This window comes from Pseudarthrobacter sp. NBSH8 (genome assembly GCF_014217545.1).
Lineage (GTDB): Bacteria > Actinomycetota > Actinomycetes > Actinomycetales > Micrococcaceae > Arthrobacter.
Window position 1 is genome coordinate 1281268 of sequence record NZ_CP043178.1, and the last position, 17091, is coordinate 1298358.

Sequence of the window (17091 nt, forward strand, 5' to 3'; positions counted from 1 at the left end):
CACGGGGGCAGCCACACAATTGAGGGAATAGTAACGCTGTGACATCACTGCTGGGGAAGTTCGGTCTCAAGAAACGCCACAATAAGATCGTGACGGGTTCGGCCTTTGCCGCGGCCGCCGCCGTGTTGGTCGCCGGCGCGATCATTTATCCGGGGTTCAAGACCACTGAGGTGGAGTTGAACGACGGCGGTGTGTGGGTAGTCAGCAAGTCCAAGAATGCGGTGGGGCGGCTGAATTATCCGTCGCGCGTACTCGATGGTGCCGTCACGCCGGCGAGTACTACTTTCGATATTCTCCAGAATGCCGGGGATGTGTTTGTGGATGATGAGACGGGTTCAACGCTGAACCAGGTTTCTCCGGCGAATATGCGCCTGGGCGGGGACAAGCAGTTGCCGGGTTCGGCGGATGTGAGCTTCGGCGCCAGCGTGATCTCGGTGACGGACGCGGCATCCGGCAAGGTCTGGGCCGTCTCGCCGACCACCGTTAACGGTTTTGACCAGGAAGCATCCGAACCTGTGATGGTCGGTTCCGAAGGTCTGGTCTCCGCGGTTGGCGCCGATGACCGGATCTACAGTGCCGACCCCAAATCTGGCGCGGTGACTGTAACGGCGGTGGACGCGAACGGCGAAGTCGTGTCCAGCGATTCCAGTACGTGGGGTGAGTTGAGGGGCGCTGGTGATCTGCAGATCACGGTGGTGGGGGATAAGCCGGTGGTGTTGGATGCTGCTGCGGGGAAGATGTTCCTGCCCGGTGGTAAGCGGTTGCAGTTGGATAATGCGCGGGATGCGAAGCTGCAGCAGGGCGGTCCGGCGAGTGATTTTGTGGCGGTTTCGACGCAGAAGGCGTTGTTGAAGCAGCCGTTGGATGGTTCGACGGCGAAGACGGTGGCCTTTGATGGTGAGGGTGTGCCGGCGGCTCCGGTGCAGCTGGCCGGGTGTGTGCACGCTGCGTGGTCCGGGGCGAACAAGTACGTCCGGGACTGTGTCAATGATGCTGATGATAAGAACGTTGATGTGCCTAAGGCGAGTGCGTCGCCGTCGTATGTTTTCCGGGTGAACCGGGACCTGGTGGTCCTGAACGATGTGAATTCCGGGAATGTGTGGCTGGTGAACCAGAACATGCAGCTCGTGAACAACTGGGACGATGTGGTTCCGCCAAAAAACGAATCCGACGAGCAGGACCAGGAATCGGCGGACAACAACACCGTCAACGTCCTGCCGGACCGTACCAAACCCAACCGGCCGCCGGAAACCAAACCTGACTCCCTGGGCGTTCGCCCGGGACGGACCACCATCCTCAGCGTCCTGGACAACGATTCGGATCCCGACGGCGACGTCCTGACCGCCGCGGTCGGCAGTTCAGGGCCCAAAGCCGGAACGCTGGAAAGCATCTACGGCGGCACCGCATTCCAGATCTCCGTTCCCGCGGACGCCAGGCCAGGCGCCGAGACATTCAGCTACAACGCCGCGGACGGGCGGGGACTTTCAGCCGGCGGACAGGTCACCCTCAACGTGGTGGGACCTGATGAGAATAAGGCGCCTGTCTTCAAGCGCGGGGGAGACTCCACCACCATGCTGGTGGAACAGGGCAAAACCGTCAGCCAGAACATCCTCACCGACTGGGTGGATCCCGACGGCGACGACCTCGTCCTGCTGGACGCCAAGGCAGACAACGACCAGGACCAAGTCAAAGTCCGCCGGGACGGGCTGCTCACGTTCCAGGACTCCGGCGCCACCGCCGGCAAGAAAAATGTCCAAGTCACCATCTGGGACGGCCGGGCAACTGTCACTGGCAAAGTTGTAGTGAACGTCCAGCCGCCGGGTGCCCTGGCACCTGTGGTCAACGCCGATCACGTCACTGCCGTGGTGGGCCAGGACCTGGTGATCGCGCCCCTGAAAAACGACGTCGATCCCAACGGCGGAGCCCTCCGCCTTGCACAGGTGGAGGCCAACGGTCCTGCCGAACTCGGCCCCGTCACCGACGGCGGCACGTTCACGTTCCGGAGCACCACTCCAGGACCCGTCTACCTGACCTACATCGCCAGTAACGGCCCGCAAAGCAGCCAGGGCCTGATCCGGGTTGACGTGGAGTCCGGCAAGGACGCCGGTGACCCCGTGGCCGTCCATGACGTTGCGCTTATGCCCACCGGAGGCAGCGTGCTGCTGGATCCGCTGGCCAACGACTCCGATCCTTCCGGCGGCGTGCTGGTGCTGCAGTCCGTGAAACTCCCGGACAACATCACGGCCTCGGTCAGCGTGATCGACCACAGCGTCCTGCGCATCACCGATGTGCTGGGCACCAAGGACCCGTTCCTTTTTGAGTACACCATGTCCAGCGGCAAGAAATCAGCCACCGGCAGCGTCTCGGTGGTCCCGGTCCCGGCTCCCGCCGTCGTTGAGGCGCCCCAGCCCAAACCCGACGAAGTGAACGTCCGGGTCAACGACGTCGTCACCATCCCGGTGCTAAACAACGACACGCACCCGCAGGGCCTGGAGCTGAGTGTGGACCCCGTGCTGCCGCAGGCCGTGGAAGCAGTGGACGGCAAGAGCTTCGTCTCGGAAAACACCCTGCGCTTTATCGCTGGCCCGCAGCCCAAGACAGTGCGGGCCATCTACAACGCCGTGGACCCGCAGGGCCAGAAGAGCGCCGCCGCCGTCACCATCCACATCCTTCCCTTGGAAGGCGCGGAGAACTCGCGGCCCCAGCCCCAGAATCTGACCGCCCGTGTGGTTGCCGCGGGAACGGTGCGCGTTCCCGTCCCGCTGGACGGCATCGATCCCGACGGTGACTCCGTGCAGCTGACCGGGGTCGACAGCACTCCCGCCATGGGAACCGCCACCGTGGGCAGCAACTTCATCGACTTCACCGCAGCCGGCGACGGCGCCGGAACCGACACCTTCCGCTACAAGGTGGTGGACCGCCAAGGTGCCGTCAACACCGGAACCGTGACCGTCGGCATCGCCCCGCGTGGCGAAACGAACCAGAACCCCACCCCCGTCGATGACGAGGTCAAGGTCCGGCCGGGACGGCAGATCGCCGTCGACGCCACCGGCAACGACACCGATCCCGACGGCGACATCATCCGCATCCTCACAGACGGTATCGAGGCTGACGATGCCCTCCAGGCCACCGTCAGCAAGACAAGCGGCCGCATCATCCTGACTGCTCCCGGCGCTGCCGGGACGGTCAACGTCCGCTACACCATCGCCGACGACCGCGACGCCACCGCCCAAGCCACCATCCGCGTGGTGGTGGACAACGAGGTTCCGCTCAAGGCACCCATTGCCCGCGACGACCGCGTCACCTCGGCCCAGGCGATGGGCAAAACTGCCGTGGACGTGCCGGTCCTCAAGAACGATGAAGACCCCGACGGTGTCGGCGAGAACCTCAAACTCAGTACCGAGTCACTCACCGCACGCCCGGGACCCGACGGGACCATGATCGTGGACCTGACCGAACAGCCGCAGCTGATCCCGTACACCGTCGAGGACGTGGACGGCCAGAAGTCCACCGCCATCATCTGGGCGCCAGGGCTGGGGCAGCAGGTTCCCACCCTTGCCAAGGACGAGGTTATTGAGGTCATTGCCGGCCAATCCGTGAACGTCGATCTCAAGGAATGGGTCAAGGTCCGGGAAGGCCGCACGCCGCGGTTGACCCAGACGGACCGGATCAAACTCATCGGTTCGGATGGCAGCAACCCGGTTTCCGGTGACGGAACGGCACTGAAGTACACGGCCGGCGCTGACTACGTTGGCCCGGGCTCGCTGAGCTTTGAGGTCACCGACGGCACCGCCGTCGACGATCCTGCCGGGCTGAAATCCACTCTGAGCATCCGCACGAAGGTGCTGCCTGACCCCAACCGGAACAACCCGCCGGAACTCCTGGGCGCGAACGTTGACGTGCCGAAGGGCGAGTCTGCGGACCTGGACCTGGGCAAACTGACCTCTGACCCGGACCGGGACGATCTGGAGAACATGAAGTACGAACTGGTCGGCGGCAGCCCGGCCAGTTTCAACGCCAGGATCGATGGCAAGGTGCTCAAGACATCCGTGGACGGCGCCACTGCCACCGGCACTACCGGTGCGGTCCAGGTGAAGGCCAAGGACTCCCGCGGGCTGGAGGCAACGGCCACCTTCCAGCTGGCCGTCACGGCCTCCAACCGGCCCAAGCCCATTGCCAACGACGACATTGAACCCAGCGCGGCCGCCGGGAAGCCGGTCACCGTAAAAGTCCTGGCCAACGACTCGAATCCGTTCCCCGAAACTGCCTTGAAGATCATTGCTGCCGGCACCGAAACCGGGAGCGGGAACGTGGATGTTTCCGGCGACTCAGTTGTAGTGACCCCCGCGCCCGGTTTCACCGGGACGATGGTGGTGTCCTACACAGTGGCTGACAAGACGGAGGAATCTTCGCGGCAGGCGACAGCCCGCATCCGGCTCACCGTCAAGGACAAGCCGCTGGCCCCGGCCACCCCGCAGGCCCAGAGCGTCGGAGACCGGACAGCACTTCTGAACTGGACCGCGCCTGCCGACCGAGGCTCACCCATCACCAAATACACGGTATACGGCGCGGGCTTCAGGCAGGAATGCCCCGCCAATACCTGCACGCTGACCGGACTGGTCAACAACACCAAATATCTGTTCGAGGTGACGGCCACCAACGAGTTCGGCGAGTCAGACCGTTCACCCGCCTCGGCGGAGGTCAGGCCCGACGTCAAACCGGATACACCCCTGGCGCCGACCCTTAAGTTCGGCGACAAGCAGCTTGCGGTGAACTGGGTGGCTCCGGCCAGCAAGGGATCGCCGGTGAAGTCCTACGACCTGGAGATTTCGCCCCCGCCCGCGGGACAGAACGCCCAGATCCAGAACCTGACTGCTGTCAGCTACGTCTGGAAAGGACTGCAAAACGGCGTTTCCTATAAAGTACGCGTCCTGGCCCGGAATGATGCCAAGGAACCGTCCGAATGGAGCGCATACTCGGCGGCGGAAGTACCTGCCGGTGTCCCGGCCACCCCGTCCGCGCCAACTGCGTCGCAGGCTGGGGCTGTGGGCGCGCAAAGCCAGCTCAAGGTCAGCTGGACCGCGCCGAACAACAACGGTGACGCGATCTCCTCGTACACCCTCACCACCCTGCACGGCGGCGCAGTAGTTGCCACCCAACCGGTACCTTCAGGTACGACGCAGAACGTCACCGTGGACAACTCAGAGTCCAACTACACCTTCACCGTCTCCGCCACCAATAAGGCCGGAACCAGTGGGACCAGTGCCCCTTCCGCAGCCATCCGGGCCGCGGGAAAACCCGGTCAGGTGAGCAGCGGGACGGTGGCTGACACCGGTACCAGCGGCCAGCTCCGGGTGACGTTTACGCCGCTGACGCAGGCTCAGCGGAACGGATCAACGGAGACGGAGATCCAGTACAGTTACAACGCGGACGGCAAGTCGGGAAGTATTGCCGCCGGCGGTGGGACCATCGGAGGACTTACCAATGGCCGGGACATCACGGTCACCATTATCGCCACGTCCACCAAGAACAACGTATCTGGGGACGCCAAAGCCATCGGTACCGGCAACCCCTACGGTCCGCCCAATGCACCCAACGTTGACGGAAAGACCTCGGCCAAGGGTGACGGCGACGTTCACTGGACCTGGAACAACCCGGCCGTCAATGGACGCCCGCTGGATCACTTCGAGATCAGCTACGAAGGCGGCGCCTGGACCAGTGTTGGCCTGGCAAACCGCTATGACCGTCCGGCCGGCGGCTGGGACCAGGTCCGAACCCTGAAAGTCCGTGCCGTCACTGCTGCAGTGGGTCCTGCCGGCCAGGCGAACTCGCGTTCCGGAGCGGACCCCACACCACCGCCGCCCACGTCGTGGTCCATCACGGCGTCACCCGTCCGAAGTTGCACTGAACCGCGCAAGGGCACTGACAGCTACCGCGAAGGTAACCCGTCCTCGTGCGTGGGCGAAGGTAAATGGCTTGACGCCGGCGCCGGCTCACAATCGGACCGCTACCAGGTCTGGTACAAGACGTCGGACAACCCGACGGGCATCTGGTATCACCTGACCAGCGGCATGGCCGCCGGCAACTGGCTCCGCTGCGACACGTCCAACCTGGGTTGTAACCCGCCGAACGGAATGCCCAACCGCTAGCGCAATACCGCCCGCACCAACACAGCGCCGGGGCTCCCGGCCCGACCAACCAGCACCAAATATTGAAAAGGATTCCCTTCATGACCATGACCACCGAGCAGGCCGAATGGTTTGCAGGCACTTTCGACAAGCTCGTCGCCAATGTGGGACAGGCGGTGCTCGGCAAGGACCACGTCATCCGGCTCACCTTCACCGCGATGCTGGCGGAGGGCCATGTGCTGTTCGAGGATGCTCCCGGCACTGGCAAGACCATGCTGGCCCGGGCCATGGCCGCCACGGTGCAGGGGTCCAATAACCGCATCCAGTTCACCCCCGACCTCCTCCCCTCGGACGTCACGGGCGTGACCATCTACGACCAGAAAACGCAGAAGTTCGAGTTCCACAAGGGACCGATCTTCAACAACATCGTCCTGGCCGACGAGATCAACCGTGCTTCGCCGAAGACCCAGTCGGCCCTGCTGGAGGTCATGGAGGAATCCCGGGTCACCGTGGACGGCGTCACCTACGAGGCCGGCCGGCCGTTTATGGTGATGGCCACCCAGAACCCGATCGAGCAGGCCGGTACGTACCGCCTGCCCGAAGCGCAGCTGGACCGCTTCCTGATCAAGACCTCCATCGGCTACCCGGACCACGCCTCCACGGTCCAGCTGCTCGGTGGCTCGAACCTGAAGGACCGCTCGAAAGAGATCTCCGCAGTGATCACCACCCAAGCCGTGGCGGACATGGCCGACCTCGCTGCCACCGTGCACGTGGACACGGCGGTCCTTGAATACATTTCCCGGCTCTGCGAGGAGACCCGCAGCGCGCCTGAGACCCGGCTGGGCGTTTCCGTTCGTGGCGCCATCGCCATGGTCCGCGCCGCCAAGGTATGGGCCGCGGGGCAGGGACGGAACTTCGTCCTGCCGGACGACATCAAGGAACTGGCGTCCGTTGTGTGGACGCACCGGTTTGTGATGGACGCGGAGGCTGAGTTCTCCGGCGCCACCGCCGAGGCTGTCCTGGCGCGGGTTCTCTCTGACCTCGCGGCACCGCAGCAGCGCGCCGCCGTCTGACGCTCCGACGGAGCTCCAGACCACCAACTGACCAGCGCGAACAAAGGCACGTTTATGTCCAGCAGCACTCCGTTGACCCGGCTTGCTGAACGTCTCCGGCAACCCTCCCACCGGAACGGCAGACCCACCAGGGTGCATCCCTCATCCGTCTGGGCCGAAGCCACCGGCACCGCCGCACTCGCCCTCACACCCGCATGGGAGAAGGTCCGCGGCCTGTGGCTGCGCTACGTGTGGCCGGTCCTGTCGGTGGTCAGTGTCCTGGGCTGGTCGGTTCTGGCCGCCTCCATCCTGCTGTGGATCGCCGGCCAGGCCTTCGGTTGGCAAGAGGCCAAAGCCGCGGCCATCGCGGCGTTTGTCCTTTTCCTGATTGCCATCGGGTTCATCCTGGGCCGGTCCTCGTACGGCGTGATCCTGGACCTTGCCCGGACCCGCGTAGCCGTGGGGGACAGTGCGGTCGGAAGCATCGCCGTCTCCAACACCTCGGCCCGGCCCCTGCTTCCGGCCGCCCTGGAACTGCCGGTGGGCAACGCCACCGCGGTCTTCCACCTGCCCAGGATGAAGCCCGCGCAGGTGCACGAGGACCTTTTCACCATTCCGACCGCCCGCCGCGCCGTCATCGTGGTGGGCCCTGTCCGCTCCGTCCGGGCCGACCCCCTGCACCTCCTCCGCCGCCAGGTGCTGTGGACGGAACCGGAGGACCTGTTTGTGCACCCGAAGACGGTGGCCCTGGCCGGTTCCGCCGCCGGATTCATCCGCGACCTCGAGGGCATGCCCACCACTGACTTGTCCAGCGCGGACGTGTCCTTCCATGCCCTCCGTGACTACGTACCGGGCGATGACCGGCGGCACATCCACTGGAAGACCACCGCCCGGACCAACAAGCTGATGGTGCGCCAGTTCGAGGAGACCCGGCGCGCCCACCTGGCCATCTCGCTGTCCATCAACACGGACGAGTACGCGTCAGAGCAGGAATTCGAAATGGCCATCTCCGCGGCTGCCTCGATCGGCCGGCAGGCCATCCGGGAACAGCGCGAACTGGACGTCCTGACCCAAAACGGGCCGCTACGCTGCGAAACCGGACGGAACATGCTGGACGACATGACGCGGATCGCCGGGGCACCCATGCGCCGGACCGCCGTCGACCTCGCCCGGACCCTGGCCGACACCGTCCCCAACGCGTCCGTAGTCTTTTTTGTTGTCGGCAGCAACGTGACACCCGCCCAGCTCCGTTCGGCCGCGGCCTCCGTGCCGCTCGGCGTCAGGAGTCTGGCCGTTCGCCTCCAAATCGGTGCCGCCCCGGGCCGCGCGAACATCGCGGACCTGACAGTGCTGACGCTCGGCGACCTCGCTGACCTCGCCATCGTCCTCAGAAAGGCGGCCGCATGAGCTCCGCACCGGATCTCCGGCCGCGCCCGCAGCAGCGGCAGTACGAATCATCGTTCGCCGACGGCCGTCCGGTCTGGCATTTTGTGCTCGACGCCGGCGCCCTCACCGTTCTGCTGGGGTTGGGCCTGTTGGGCTTCAGCCTCAGCTTCGGCGGTGACCCCTACTACTTGGTCTCGGGCTCCGGCGGTATCCTCCTGGGCCTCGGCATCGCCGCCGCCAACGCGCACCTTCGCCTGGGGTTACTGATCACCACGGCCCTCGCGCTCGGCGCATACCTCGTGTTCGGCACGCTCCTCGCAGTCCCGGATGCGGCGATCGCAGGCTTTGTTCCCAGCCTTGACTCCTTGCGGACCCTGCTCCTGGGCGTTGTGTTCGCCTGGAAGGACATGCTCACGGTGGGCGTTCCGGTGGGGTCTGCCGGCGGCGTCCTGATCGTCCCGTTCCTGAGTTCGCTGCTTACTGCATTGGTGTCCGGCATCCTCACATGGCGCCTGAAATCCCCATACTGGCCGCTGCTTCCCGTTCTGGTGCTATTCATTACAGGTATCGCGTTCAGCACCACCGCCGCCTTCCTCACGGTGGAACGCGGCATCGGGCTTACCGTCATAGGGATCGCCTGGGCCACGTTCCGCCGCGACGCGCTGCGGCGCAGCGACACCCGCAAAGTGTCGGTCAACCGTCCGCAGACCGATGCCGCCACGGCCCAGCGGGCCAAGCTCCGCCGGCTGGGCACCGCAGCCGCCGTGATCGCCGCAAGCGTCGCCGTTACCGCGGTGGCGGCGCCCCTGGTCACCGCCGGCGGTGACCGGAAGGTCCTGCGCAACGTGGTGGTCCCGCCGTTCGACCCCAAGGACTACATCACACCCCTGGCCAGCTTCCGGACGTTCGTCAAGGACAAAAAAGACGACACCCTGTTTGTAGTCAAAGGACTGCCCAGGGAAGGCCGGGTCAGGCTGGGGGCCCTGGATGCCTTCAACGGAACCAACTACAACATGGACCCCCACGGCTCCGGCAGCTTCAGCAAAGTGGGGGACACCGAATCCATCAACACCCTGGCCGACACCTCGGGCATCGTCCCGTCGAATGACTACTCCATTGACATCACCATCGGGGACTACCAGGGCTATTTTGTCCCGGGCGGCCGGAAGACCACCGGCCTGAGCTTTGACCAGAGTGCTTCCGCGGCGGCGTCGGGTCTCTACTTCAACGCTGGCACCGACACCGCTGTGACCACACAGGGCCTTTCCAAAGGCGACACCTACAGCGTCCAGGTGTCCGATCCGGTGAAGCTCGAACACGGCCAGCTGACCCAGTACGACTTCGCGAAGATCACGATGCCGGACGCCGTCGAGGTCCCTCCGGTGGTGGGGTCACAGGCCAACGACCTCTCAGCCGATGCGTCCACCGCGATTGACCGGGTCCGCCAGATCGAGGCACATTTCCAAAAGACGGGTGCCTTCAGCAACGGCCTGGTCGCTGACGGCCAGCTGCCCAGTGTGTCCGGCCACAGCTCGTCGCGGATCAGGAACCTCCTGACCGCCAAGCAGATGCTCGGCGATGACGAGCAGTATGCCGTGTCCATGTCGCTGATGCTCCGCCACCTGGGGATCCCGTCACGGGTGGTCATGGGCTTCTACCCCGATCCGACCAGCCCGGAGAACGGTGCCGGTGAGGTAAAGATCACCGGCAAGGACGTCCACGCCTGGGTTGAGGTGGCGTTCGACCGGGTGGGGTGGGTCAGCTTCGACCCCACGCCTCCCAAGGACAATGTCCCCATCCCGCCGGACCCCGAAAACAAGTCCAAACCCAAGCCGCAGGTGCTGCAGCCGCCGCCCCCGCCGCAGGAACCGGCCGACCTGCCGCCGGATTCCTCGCCGGACGCCCTGGACGCCGACGAAAAGAAGAATAATCCATGGCTCTTCTGGGGTGCCCTTCTGGGGGCCCTGGGCATTGCCCTTATCCCGCTGTCCATCCTGGCGCTGCCGCTGCTGCTGATCGCGCTCCTGAAATCACGGCGCCGGAAGGCCCGCCTCACCGAGGGGCACCCTGCACAGCGGGTGGGAGGCGGCTGGAACGAGATGGTGAGCCTCGCCACGGACATGGGTGCCGGCATCGACACGCGTGCAACCCGTCGTGAAAGCGCGGTGGTGCTCGCTGACTCGTTCCCGGCCACCGGTCAGACCACCACCATGCTCGCGCACCGTGCGGATGCCTCCATCTTCGGCGCCGGCCAGCCCAGCGAGGAGGAAGTTCAGGAATACTGGACCATCGTGGACGGCTCGCTGAAGGAGATGACCGGGACTGTAGGGTTCTGGCGGCGCCAGCAGGCCCGCTTCTCGCCCCGGTCGCTGCTGGCCGATGGCCGCAACGCCCTTAAGCTGCGTGGCGCCAGGCTTGGGATAGGTCCGCTGGTGCGTCCTTCCGGCCACGGTTCCACCGGATGGCGGTCCGCCACCGGTAGGGTGGAGACCGGTCCGGACACTGCCCAAAATCCGAATCCGGCAGTTCAGGAAAGCGGAGCCGGGACCGCGGCGTCTCAGCCTGATGAGTCCACCGTTCTCCGGAACCCTGGCAGGAAGAACCCCACTGAATCATGATGAACGAGGCCGAGCGCTGCCAGCGGTGCCAGCAACTGATCCGGGGCGGCGCCACGTTCTGCACGGCATGCGGTGCTCCGCTGCCCAACAGGGCGGCACGCAGCGGACTCAACGTGGACCACGCGCAGCGGGCTGTGATGGACCGTTCGGCGGCGCACGCCAGCCAGAATCCCGGTACTATCCCGGTAGTACAAACGGCTCCAGGGGGAGGAACGGGAATGGCAGCCAATCTTGAGCTTGCTCCGGCCACGGCGGGGAAACGGCTCGGCGCAGCAGTGCTCGACTGGCTGGCCCCCGTCGCGGTCCTGGTGGTGACTTTCGCCATCGGGTTCGCGGGAATCACCCGCACGCAAAGCAGCGGCTTCGTCATCTATGACACCGGCTCGCTGGTCCTGTTCGGCAGCATCGGCCTGGGGCTGACGCTGGTGTATTTGGTGGTGCTGATGGGCATGGAGGCCCGCTCCGGGAAGACCCTCGGCAACCATGTCATGGGCATCCGCAGCGCTGACAAGGATGGTTACGCCCCCGGCGGCGGAGGTGTGTTCCTGCGCGGCGTCATCACAGGCGCGGGCATCATCCTGGCGCTCCTGGCCGCACTGGCTGTCGTCATCTTCAAATGGTTCGATGTGGCCGTCTTCATCCTCGGCCCGCTGCTGTCGATCGGCGCCGTGTGGGCCGTACTTGTGGTGGTTTCCAACACGTGGGACCGCAACGGCAGGCTCCGCGGCTGGCATGACACCGCTGCCAAAACACTGGTGTTCGACGTCAAGGACGGCCGCAACCCCATCACCTCCGGCGGCATCCAGGGACCGTACAGTTTCGCGCCCCTGGACCTCCCTCCTGTCCAGCACGTCGCCTCGCCAGTCGCGGGGGCAGCAAAGCCGCCCCAGGTTGTGAACGCCCAGGCGCCCGTCGCCCAGCCACCGGTGCAGCCATGGCAGCCGCCGGCCCAACAACCCGTGCAGCCGTACGCGCCGCAGCCGTCCGCACAGCCGTCCTTCGCACCCCAGCCGTACGCGCCGCCGTCGTCCGCTCCTTTTCAGACGCCGCACGCGCAGACTGCCGCCCCGGCGGTTCCCACGACGGCCGCCCAGTCCCAACCCGATGACGACCTCGACCGTACGCAGATGCGCGGCGGCGCAATGTATGAGGCGCCCGTCGCCGTGCTGCGGATAAAGCTCGACGACGGCCGGGACTTCCAGCTCGACCGCAATGTCCTGGTGGGCAGGAACCCCGTGGGCCAGACAGGGGAGCAGCAGGCCCAGCTGCTGGCGATCAGTGATCCCGGCCGCTCGATCTCCAAGACACACCTCCACCTGCTAACCGACGGTGCCGGCATTTGGGTGACTGACCGGAACTCCACCAACGGCAGCGCCGTCACCACGCCGGACGGCCTGCGCACGCCGCTGCCGCCGGGTGTGCCCGCTTTTGTCAGCCCGGGATCCACTGTCCACTTTGGTGACCGTTCCTTCCACCTAGGACAGGCATGAACTCCCAGCCCGCCAGTGACCCAGCTGACGCAGACCACGGAACCGGCCTCAGCCTGAGTTACGGCTACGGTACGGACCGTGGGCTGCGCCGCGAATTGAACGAGGATTCCTTCATCGCCTCCGACCCCGTCTTCGCCGTGGCAGACGGCATGGGCGGACACGAAGCCGGCGAGATTGCCAGCGGCATGTGCGTGCGCGCCCTCGCTGCCATGCCGCAGCTCGCCACCGGGGAGCGGAGTGTCACGGCGGCAGTGCTCCAGCAATACCTGCTCCGCGCCGACAGCTCCATCCGGGAAGTGACCGGCGCCCGGGCCGGGACCACGCTCACCGGTGCCGTTGTGGTGGAACAGATGGGCATGCCGTACTGGCTGGTCATGAACATCGGGGATTCCCGCACGTACCGGCTGAGCCAAGGGCACTTTGAACAAGTCAGCGTGGACCATTCGGAGGTCCAGGAGCTCGTGGATGCCGGTGAAATCACGCCGGAGCAGGCCACCGTCCATCCCCGCCGCCACGTGGTGACGAGGGCGCTGGGCACCGGGGACGAGATCGAAGCTGATTACTGGCTCCTGCCCGTTGAGGAGGGCGACCGGATCATGGTCTGCTCCGACGGACTCAATGGCGAACTCACGGACGAGCACATCTCCCGGATCCTGGGCACCGTGGGACATCCGCAAGACGCCGTGGATGCCCTGATCCAGGCTGCGCTCCGCAATGGCGGAAGGGACAACGTCACCGTCATTGTGGTGGACGCCAGGAACGTGATGAACGACGGCGGCGTCGCGATCACTGCGCCCCGCCCCGCCGCTGATGCTGCGGAGGAAGTCACACTGCCCCGGGGACAGATTGTTGACGCCAGCCGGCCGGCCGGCCAGGACGACGGAAGGGGGGAACGCTGACATGGCAACAGCAACATACAGTGCGGGCACGTGGCTGGGCGTTGTCCGGGCCAACACAGTTGTCCTCCTGGGGCCCGGGACCCCGCCCGCCCTGGTCCAGTCCCTGTGGGAGCTGCTGGAGCATGCCCCGGAAGTCCACGAAGTACTTCACGCCGTCACCAGCAGTTTCGGCGTTTCGCTGGCGCAGATACCGTCGTTCGGGATAGTCGATTCGGGCGACGCGCTCCGGGTCTTCCTTCGCGGCGACCTGGACCTGACCGTGCAGTTGCCCGGCGGCTCCCTGGACCTGAACGGGCGGGACGTCACCACCTGGACGGAGCGCCGGCTGGACACCCCCGCGTGGTACCGCATCACTGTAGCCGGGGACGGCCAGCCCGGGGACGTGTTGCCGCTCAGCGAAGGAGTGGTCCTGCTGGAGTCGCTGACAGTGTCGCTCACTGGAAGTCCGGTGGATGAAGCCATGGCCCCGTCCGGCCTGCCCGCTGAGGACGGGGCACCCACCCTCGCCGTCGCCGTCGTCGTTGGAGCGGATGCTGAACCTGGGTCTGAACCAGCGCCCGTACATGGCCGGGAGGTCTCGACCGAAACCGTGATGGGGCTCATGGACGATGACGCCAACTTTGCTGCCGAAGCGCCGGAGCCCGGGCCGGACCAGGAGCCCGCTCCGGAGACCCCCGCCCATCCTGATCAGGTCCCGGCCCACGAAATGACCGGCAGCTATGACCACCTCTGGGAACGGACTGTTGTCCGCCGCATCGAGGACGCGGCGGTCCGGGACGAGCCCGAGGAAGATCACGGTGCCCCTGCGGCACCAGCCGACGCGGTGGTGGCACCGGTCGATGCGGCAGAGGCGAATGCACCAGGGCAGTTGGAGGCAGCGGCCAGCCTGGCCCCTGCACAGCCGGCCAGCGAACCGGCAGGTCCACCCGTCACGCCGGCAGCAGCCGCGCCGCCTGCAGCCGCAGCCGCCGCCCGGATGATCGGCGGGCTCATCGACTCGGTCCCGTGGCGGACCGGCGGGAGCACACCTGCGACCCAGGCACCGCTGCCGTCCAAGCTGCCGGAGTTGAATCTGCCGCCGTCGAATCTGTCCCCTTCGAATCCGCCCACGGCGGACGTGCCGGCAGAAGTCCAAGCGGCAGACCCGGCTGCCTTGGACGGGGACCACGACGGCCACACGATCATGAAGAGCGACCTCACCGGAATGGCCGCGCATCCGGCCCCCGTTCCCGGGCCGGATTCCGCCGCCGGCCCGCTGGTGCTGGCCCGGGTCTGCGACCAGGGACACGCCAACCCGCCCACCCATGCGCGGTGCACTGCCTGCGGTTCGCCGTTGCCCGCCGATGCCGTCCAGGTGGCCCGGCCACGACTGGGCCGGATGCGGGTCTCGACGGGTGCACTGGTGGAACTTGACCAGTCGCTGGTCATTGGGCGGCAGCCGTCCGTTTCCCGGGTGCACGGTGGTGTTATGCCGAGGCTGGTCCAGGTGGCCAGCCCCAGCGGAGACATCTCGCGCTCCCACGTGGAAGTGCGGCTGGAGGGCTGGCACGTGATGCTCTGCGATCTTAAGGCCACAAACGGCACGGTCCTGGTCCGCGATGGCCAGCAGCCCCGCCGCCTGGCCCAGAACGAGATGGCTATCCTGCTCGACGGCGACGTCGCCGAATTGGGTGACGACATCTCATTGCGTTTTGAGGAGATTCCTTGAGTTCCAAACGGCCGGTTGCGCCGCCGCCCCCCATCCCGGGGTTTACGTACATCAGCCTGCTCGGCTCCGGCGGGTTCTCAGACGTCTACCTCTACGAACAGGACCGGCCGCGCCGGAAAGTGGCCGTCAAGGTCCTTCTGTCGGACCTGAAGACCGAAGGTGCCCGGCGCAGGTTTGAGTCCGAGGCCAACCTGATGGCCCAGCTCTCCTCGCACCCGTACATCGTGACCATCTTCGAGGCGGAGGTCACCGAGGCAGGCCACTCCTACCTGGCCATGGAGTACTGCTCGAGGCCCAGCCTGGACGTCCGGTACCGCCGTCAGCGCTTCAGCGTTGATGAGGTTCTGGCCGTCGGCATCCAGGTGGCCTCCGCCGTCGAGACCGCGCACCGGGCCGGCATCGCCCACCGGGACATCAAGCCCGCGAACATCCTCGTGACCGACTACAACCGGCCGGCCCTGACGGACTTTGGGATCTCGGGCACCCTGGGCGGCGACGCCGACGACGACGCCGGGATGTCCATTCCGTGGTCCCCGCCGGAACAGTTCGCGGATGGCCCCGTGGACGGCGTGATGGTGGATGTCTGGGCACTGGGCGCCACGCTGTACACACTGCTGGCCGGCAGGTCGCCGTTCGTGATGCCCGGTACTGATAACTCCCAGCGCGAACTGATCTCGCGGATCACCAGCGCGGCATTGCCGCGCCTGGGCCGGGCCGACGTTCCAGAGTCACTGGAGCGGGCACTGTCCACGGCAATGGCCAAGTCTGCGGCGTCCCGGTACTCCTCAGCCCACGCGTTTGCCCTCGCCCTGCAGCGGATCCAGGCCGAACTGAACCTTTCGGTCACGCCCTTCGAGGTATTCGAAGAGCCGCAACTGGATGAAAACCACCCCGATGATGGCTTCGAGGAAACCCGCGTCCGGAGCATCGCGGCCATCGATCCGGAGCGGACCGGCAGCGCCCCTACTTTCCCGGCACGTACCCGGCCCCAGGTTCCGGCCAACCTCTTTGCCGGCCAGCTGGCCGGCCAACAGGAGGGCCAGCGGGTGGGCGGCAGCCCGGACGGTAGCAGCCCCGCGGGCGAGTGGGCCCAGGCCACGATGCTCCGCGGCAGTGCACCGGCGGCGGGATACGGGTCCGTGCCGGACGCAACTGTCCAGCGCCCAAGGCTCCTTCCTGCACATTCCGGACAGCAGTCCGGACAGCAGGCCGGCCTGTCGGCCGCGCCCGGCCACCGGGCGGCGGGGGCCGAGCCCGAGATCGACGCGACGATCAGCCGTCCCGCCCCGGTCGCCGAAGCCGCCCCCGAGGCGGCGCCCGACCACGGCAAGCGCAACGTGTGGCTCGCCGCGGCGGGCGGAACGCTGCTGGTCCTCGCCATCGTTGTCGGAATCGTGCTGGCGTCCTCAGCTCCGGCACCGAAGGTCGAAGAGCCCGGCCAAGTCAGCAAACCCCCGGCGGATGCCCTCGACAATGGGACAGTCCCCGACGTCGCGGACCTGGCGGGGACCGTGGACGCTACCGGCAAGGCGACGTTCAGGTGGACTAATCCGCAGCCGAAGTCGGGCGACGCCTATAAGTGGCGGGTCTACGCGTTGGGCAACAACGGCGAGTACCAGTCCGCTGCCGAGCCAACCGCCCAGGTTGCGTTGAATCCGACGGAACCCACCTGTATCCAGGTGATGATCGTCAGGAGCGACGGCGCGTTCTCGCCTTTGGAAGAAGACTCGATCGCCTGCATCCGCAAGTGACGGCAGAGCAGACCGGAAGCGGTAGTGAACGCGGGCACTGCCCAACGAGGAGGCACGGA

The 17091-nt window shown here is 66.2% G+C and carries 8 protein-coding genes; all 8 read left to right on the plus strand.

The window, feature by feature from the left end; translation table 11 throughout:
* Nucleotides 1–38: 38 nt before the first annotated feature.
* Nucleotides 39–6149 carry an Ig-like domain-containing protein gene (locus tag FYJ92_RS05895; RefSeq protein WP_185263019.1) on the plus strand — a complete coding sequence of 2037 codons (6111 nt, stop codon included), beginning with the start codon at nt 39–41 and terminating at the stop codon, nt 6147–6149.
* Nucleotides 6150–6229: 80 nt separating this feature from the next.
* A complete protein-coding gene (locus FYJ92_RS05900; RefSeq protein WP_185263020.1) occupies nt 6230–7201 on the plus strand; it encodes a MoxR family ATPase in 972 nt (323 codons plus the stop codon).
* A 54-nt stretch (nt 7202–7255) separates the two neighbouring features.
* The gene (locus FYJ92_RS05905; RefSeq protein ID WP_185263021.1) at nt 7256–8587 is read left to right on the plus strand and encodes a DUF58 domain-containing protein; all 1332 of its coding nucleotides are present in this window, start codon (nt 7256–7258) and stop codon (nt 8585–8587) included.
* A complete protein-coding gene (locus tag FYJ92_RS05910) occupies nt 8584–11184 on the plus strand; it encodes a transglutaminase-like domain-containing protein (protein WP_255482325.1) in 2601 nt (866 codons plus the stop codon). Before FYJ92_RS05905 ends, FYJ92_RS05910 begins: the two co-directional genes overlap by 4 nt.
* Before the next feature lie 218 nt (nt 11185–11402).
* Nucleotides 11403–12674, plus strand: coding sequence for an RDD family protein (locus FYJ92_RS05915; RefSeq protein WP_255482326.1), 1272 nt, complete (start codon nt 11403–11405; stop codon nt 12672–12674).
* Nucleotides 12671–13573, plus strand: a complete 903-nt coding sequence (locus FYJ92_RS05920; protein WP_185263023.1) for a PP2C family serine/threonine-protein phosphatase — start codon at nt 12671–12673, stop codon at nt 13571–13573. Before FYJ92_RS05915 ends, FYJ92_RS05920 begins: the two co-directional genes overlap by 4 nt.
* A 1-nt stretch (nt 13574) precedes the next feature.
* Nucleotides 13575–15281, plus strand: coding sequence for an FHA domain-containing protein (locus FYJ92_RS05925; protein WP_185263024.1), 1707 nt, complete (start codon nt 13575–13577; stop codon nt 15279–15281).
* Complete coding sequence (locus tag FYJ92_RS05930) at nt 15278–17032, plus strand: serine/threonine-protein kinase (protein ID WP_185263025.1); 1755 nt, start codon at nt 15278–15280, stop codon at nt 17030–17032. The genes FYJ92_RS05925 and FYJ92_RS05930 overlap by 4 nt, the downstream gene beginning before the upstream one ends.
* Nucleotides 17033–17091: the final 59 nt, after the last annotated feature.

Coding starts and splice junctions, on each gene's coding strand:
- FYJ92_RS05900 (WP_185263020.1), top strand. CDS start 6,230: ATGACCATGACCACCGAGCAGGCCGAATGGTTTGCAGGCACTTTCGAC.
- FYJ92_RS05905 (WP_185263021.1), top strand. CDS start 7,256: ATGTCCAGCAGCACTCCGTTGACCCGGCTTGCTGAACGTCTCCGGCAA.
- FYJ92_RS05910 (WP_255482325.1), top strand. CDS start 8,584: ATGAGCTCCGCACCGGATCTCCGGCCGCGCCCGCAGCAGCGGCAGTAC.
- FYJ92_RS05915 (WP_255482326.1), top strand. CDS start 11,403: ATGGCAGCCAATCTTGAGCTTGCTCCGGCCACGGCGGGGAAACGGCTC.
- FYJ92_RS05920 (WP_185263023.1), top strand. CDS start 12,671: ATGAACTCCCAGCCCGCCAGTGACCCAGCTGACGCAGACCACGGAACC.
- FYJ92_RS05925 (WP_185263024.1), top strand. CDS start 13,575: ATGGCAACAGCAACATACAGTGCGGGCACGTGGCTGGGCGTTGTCCGG.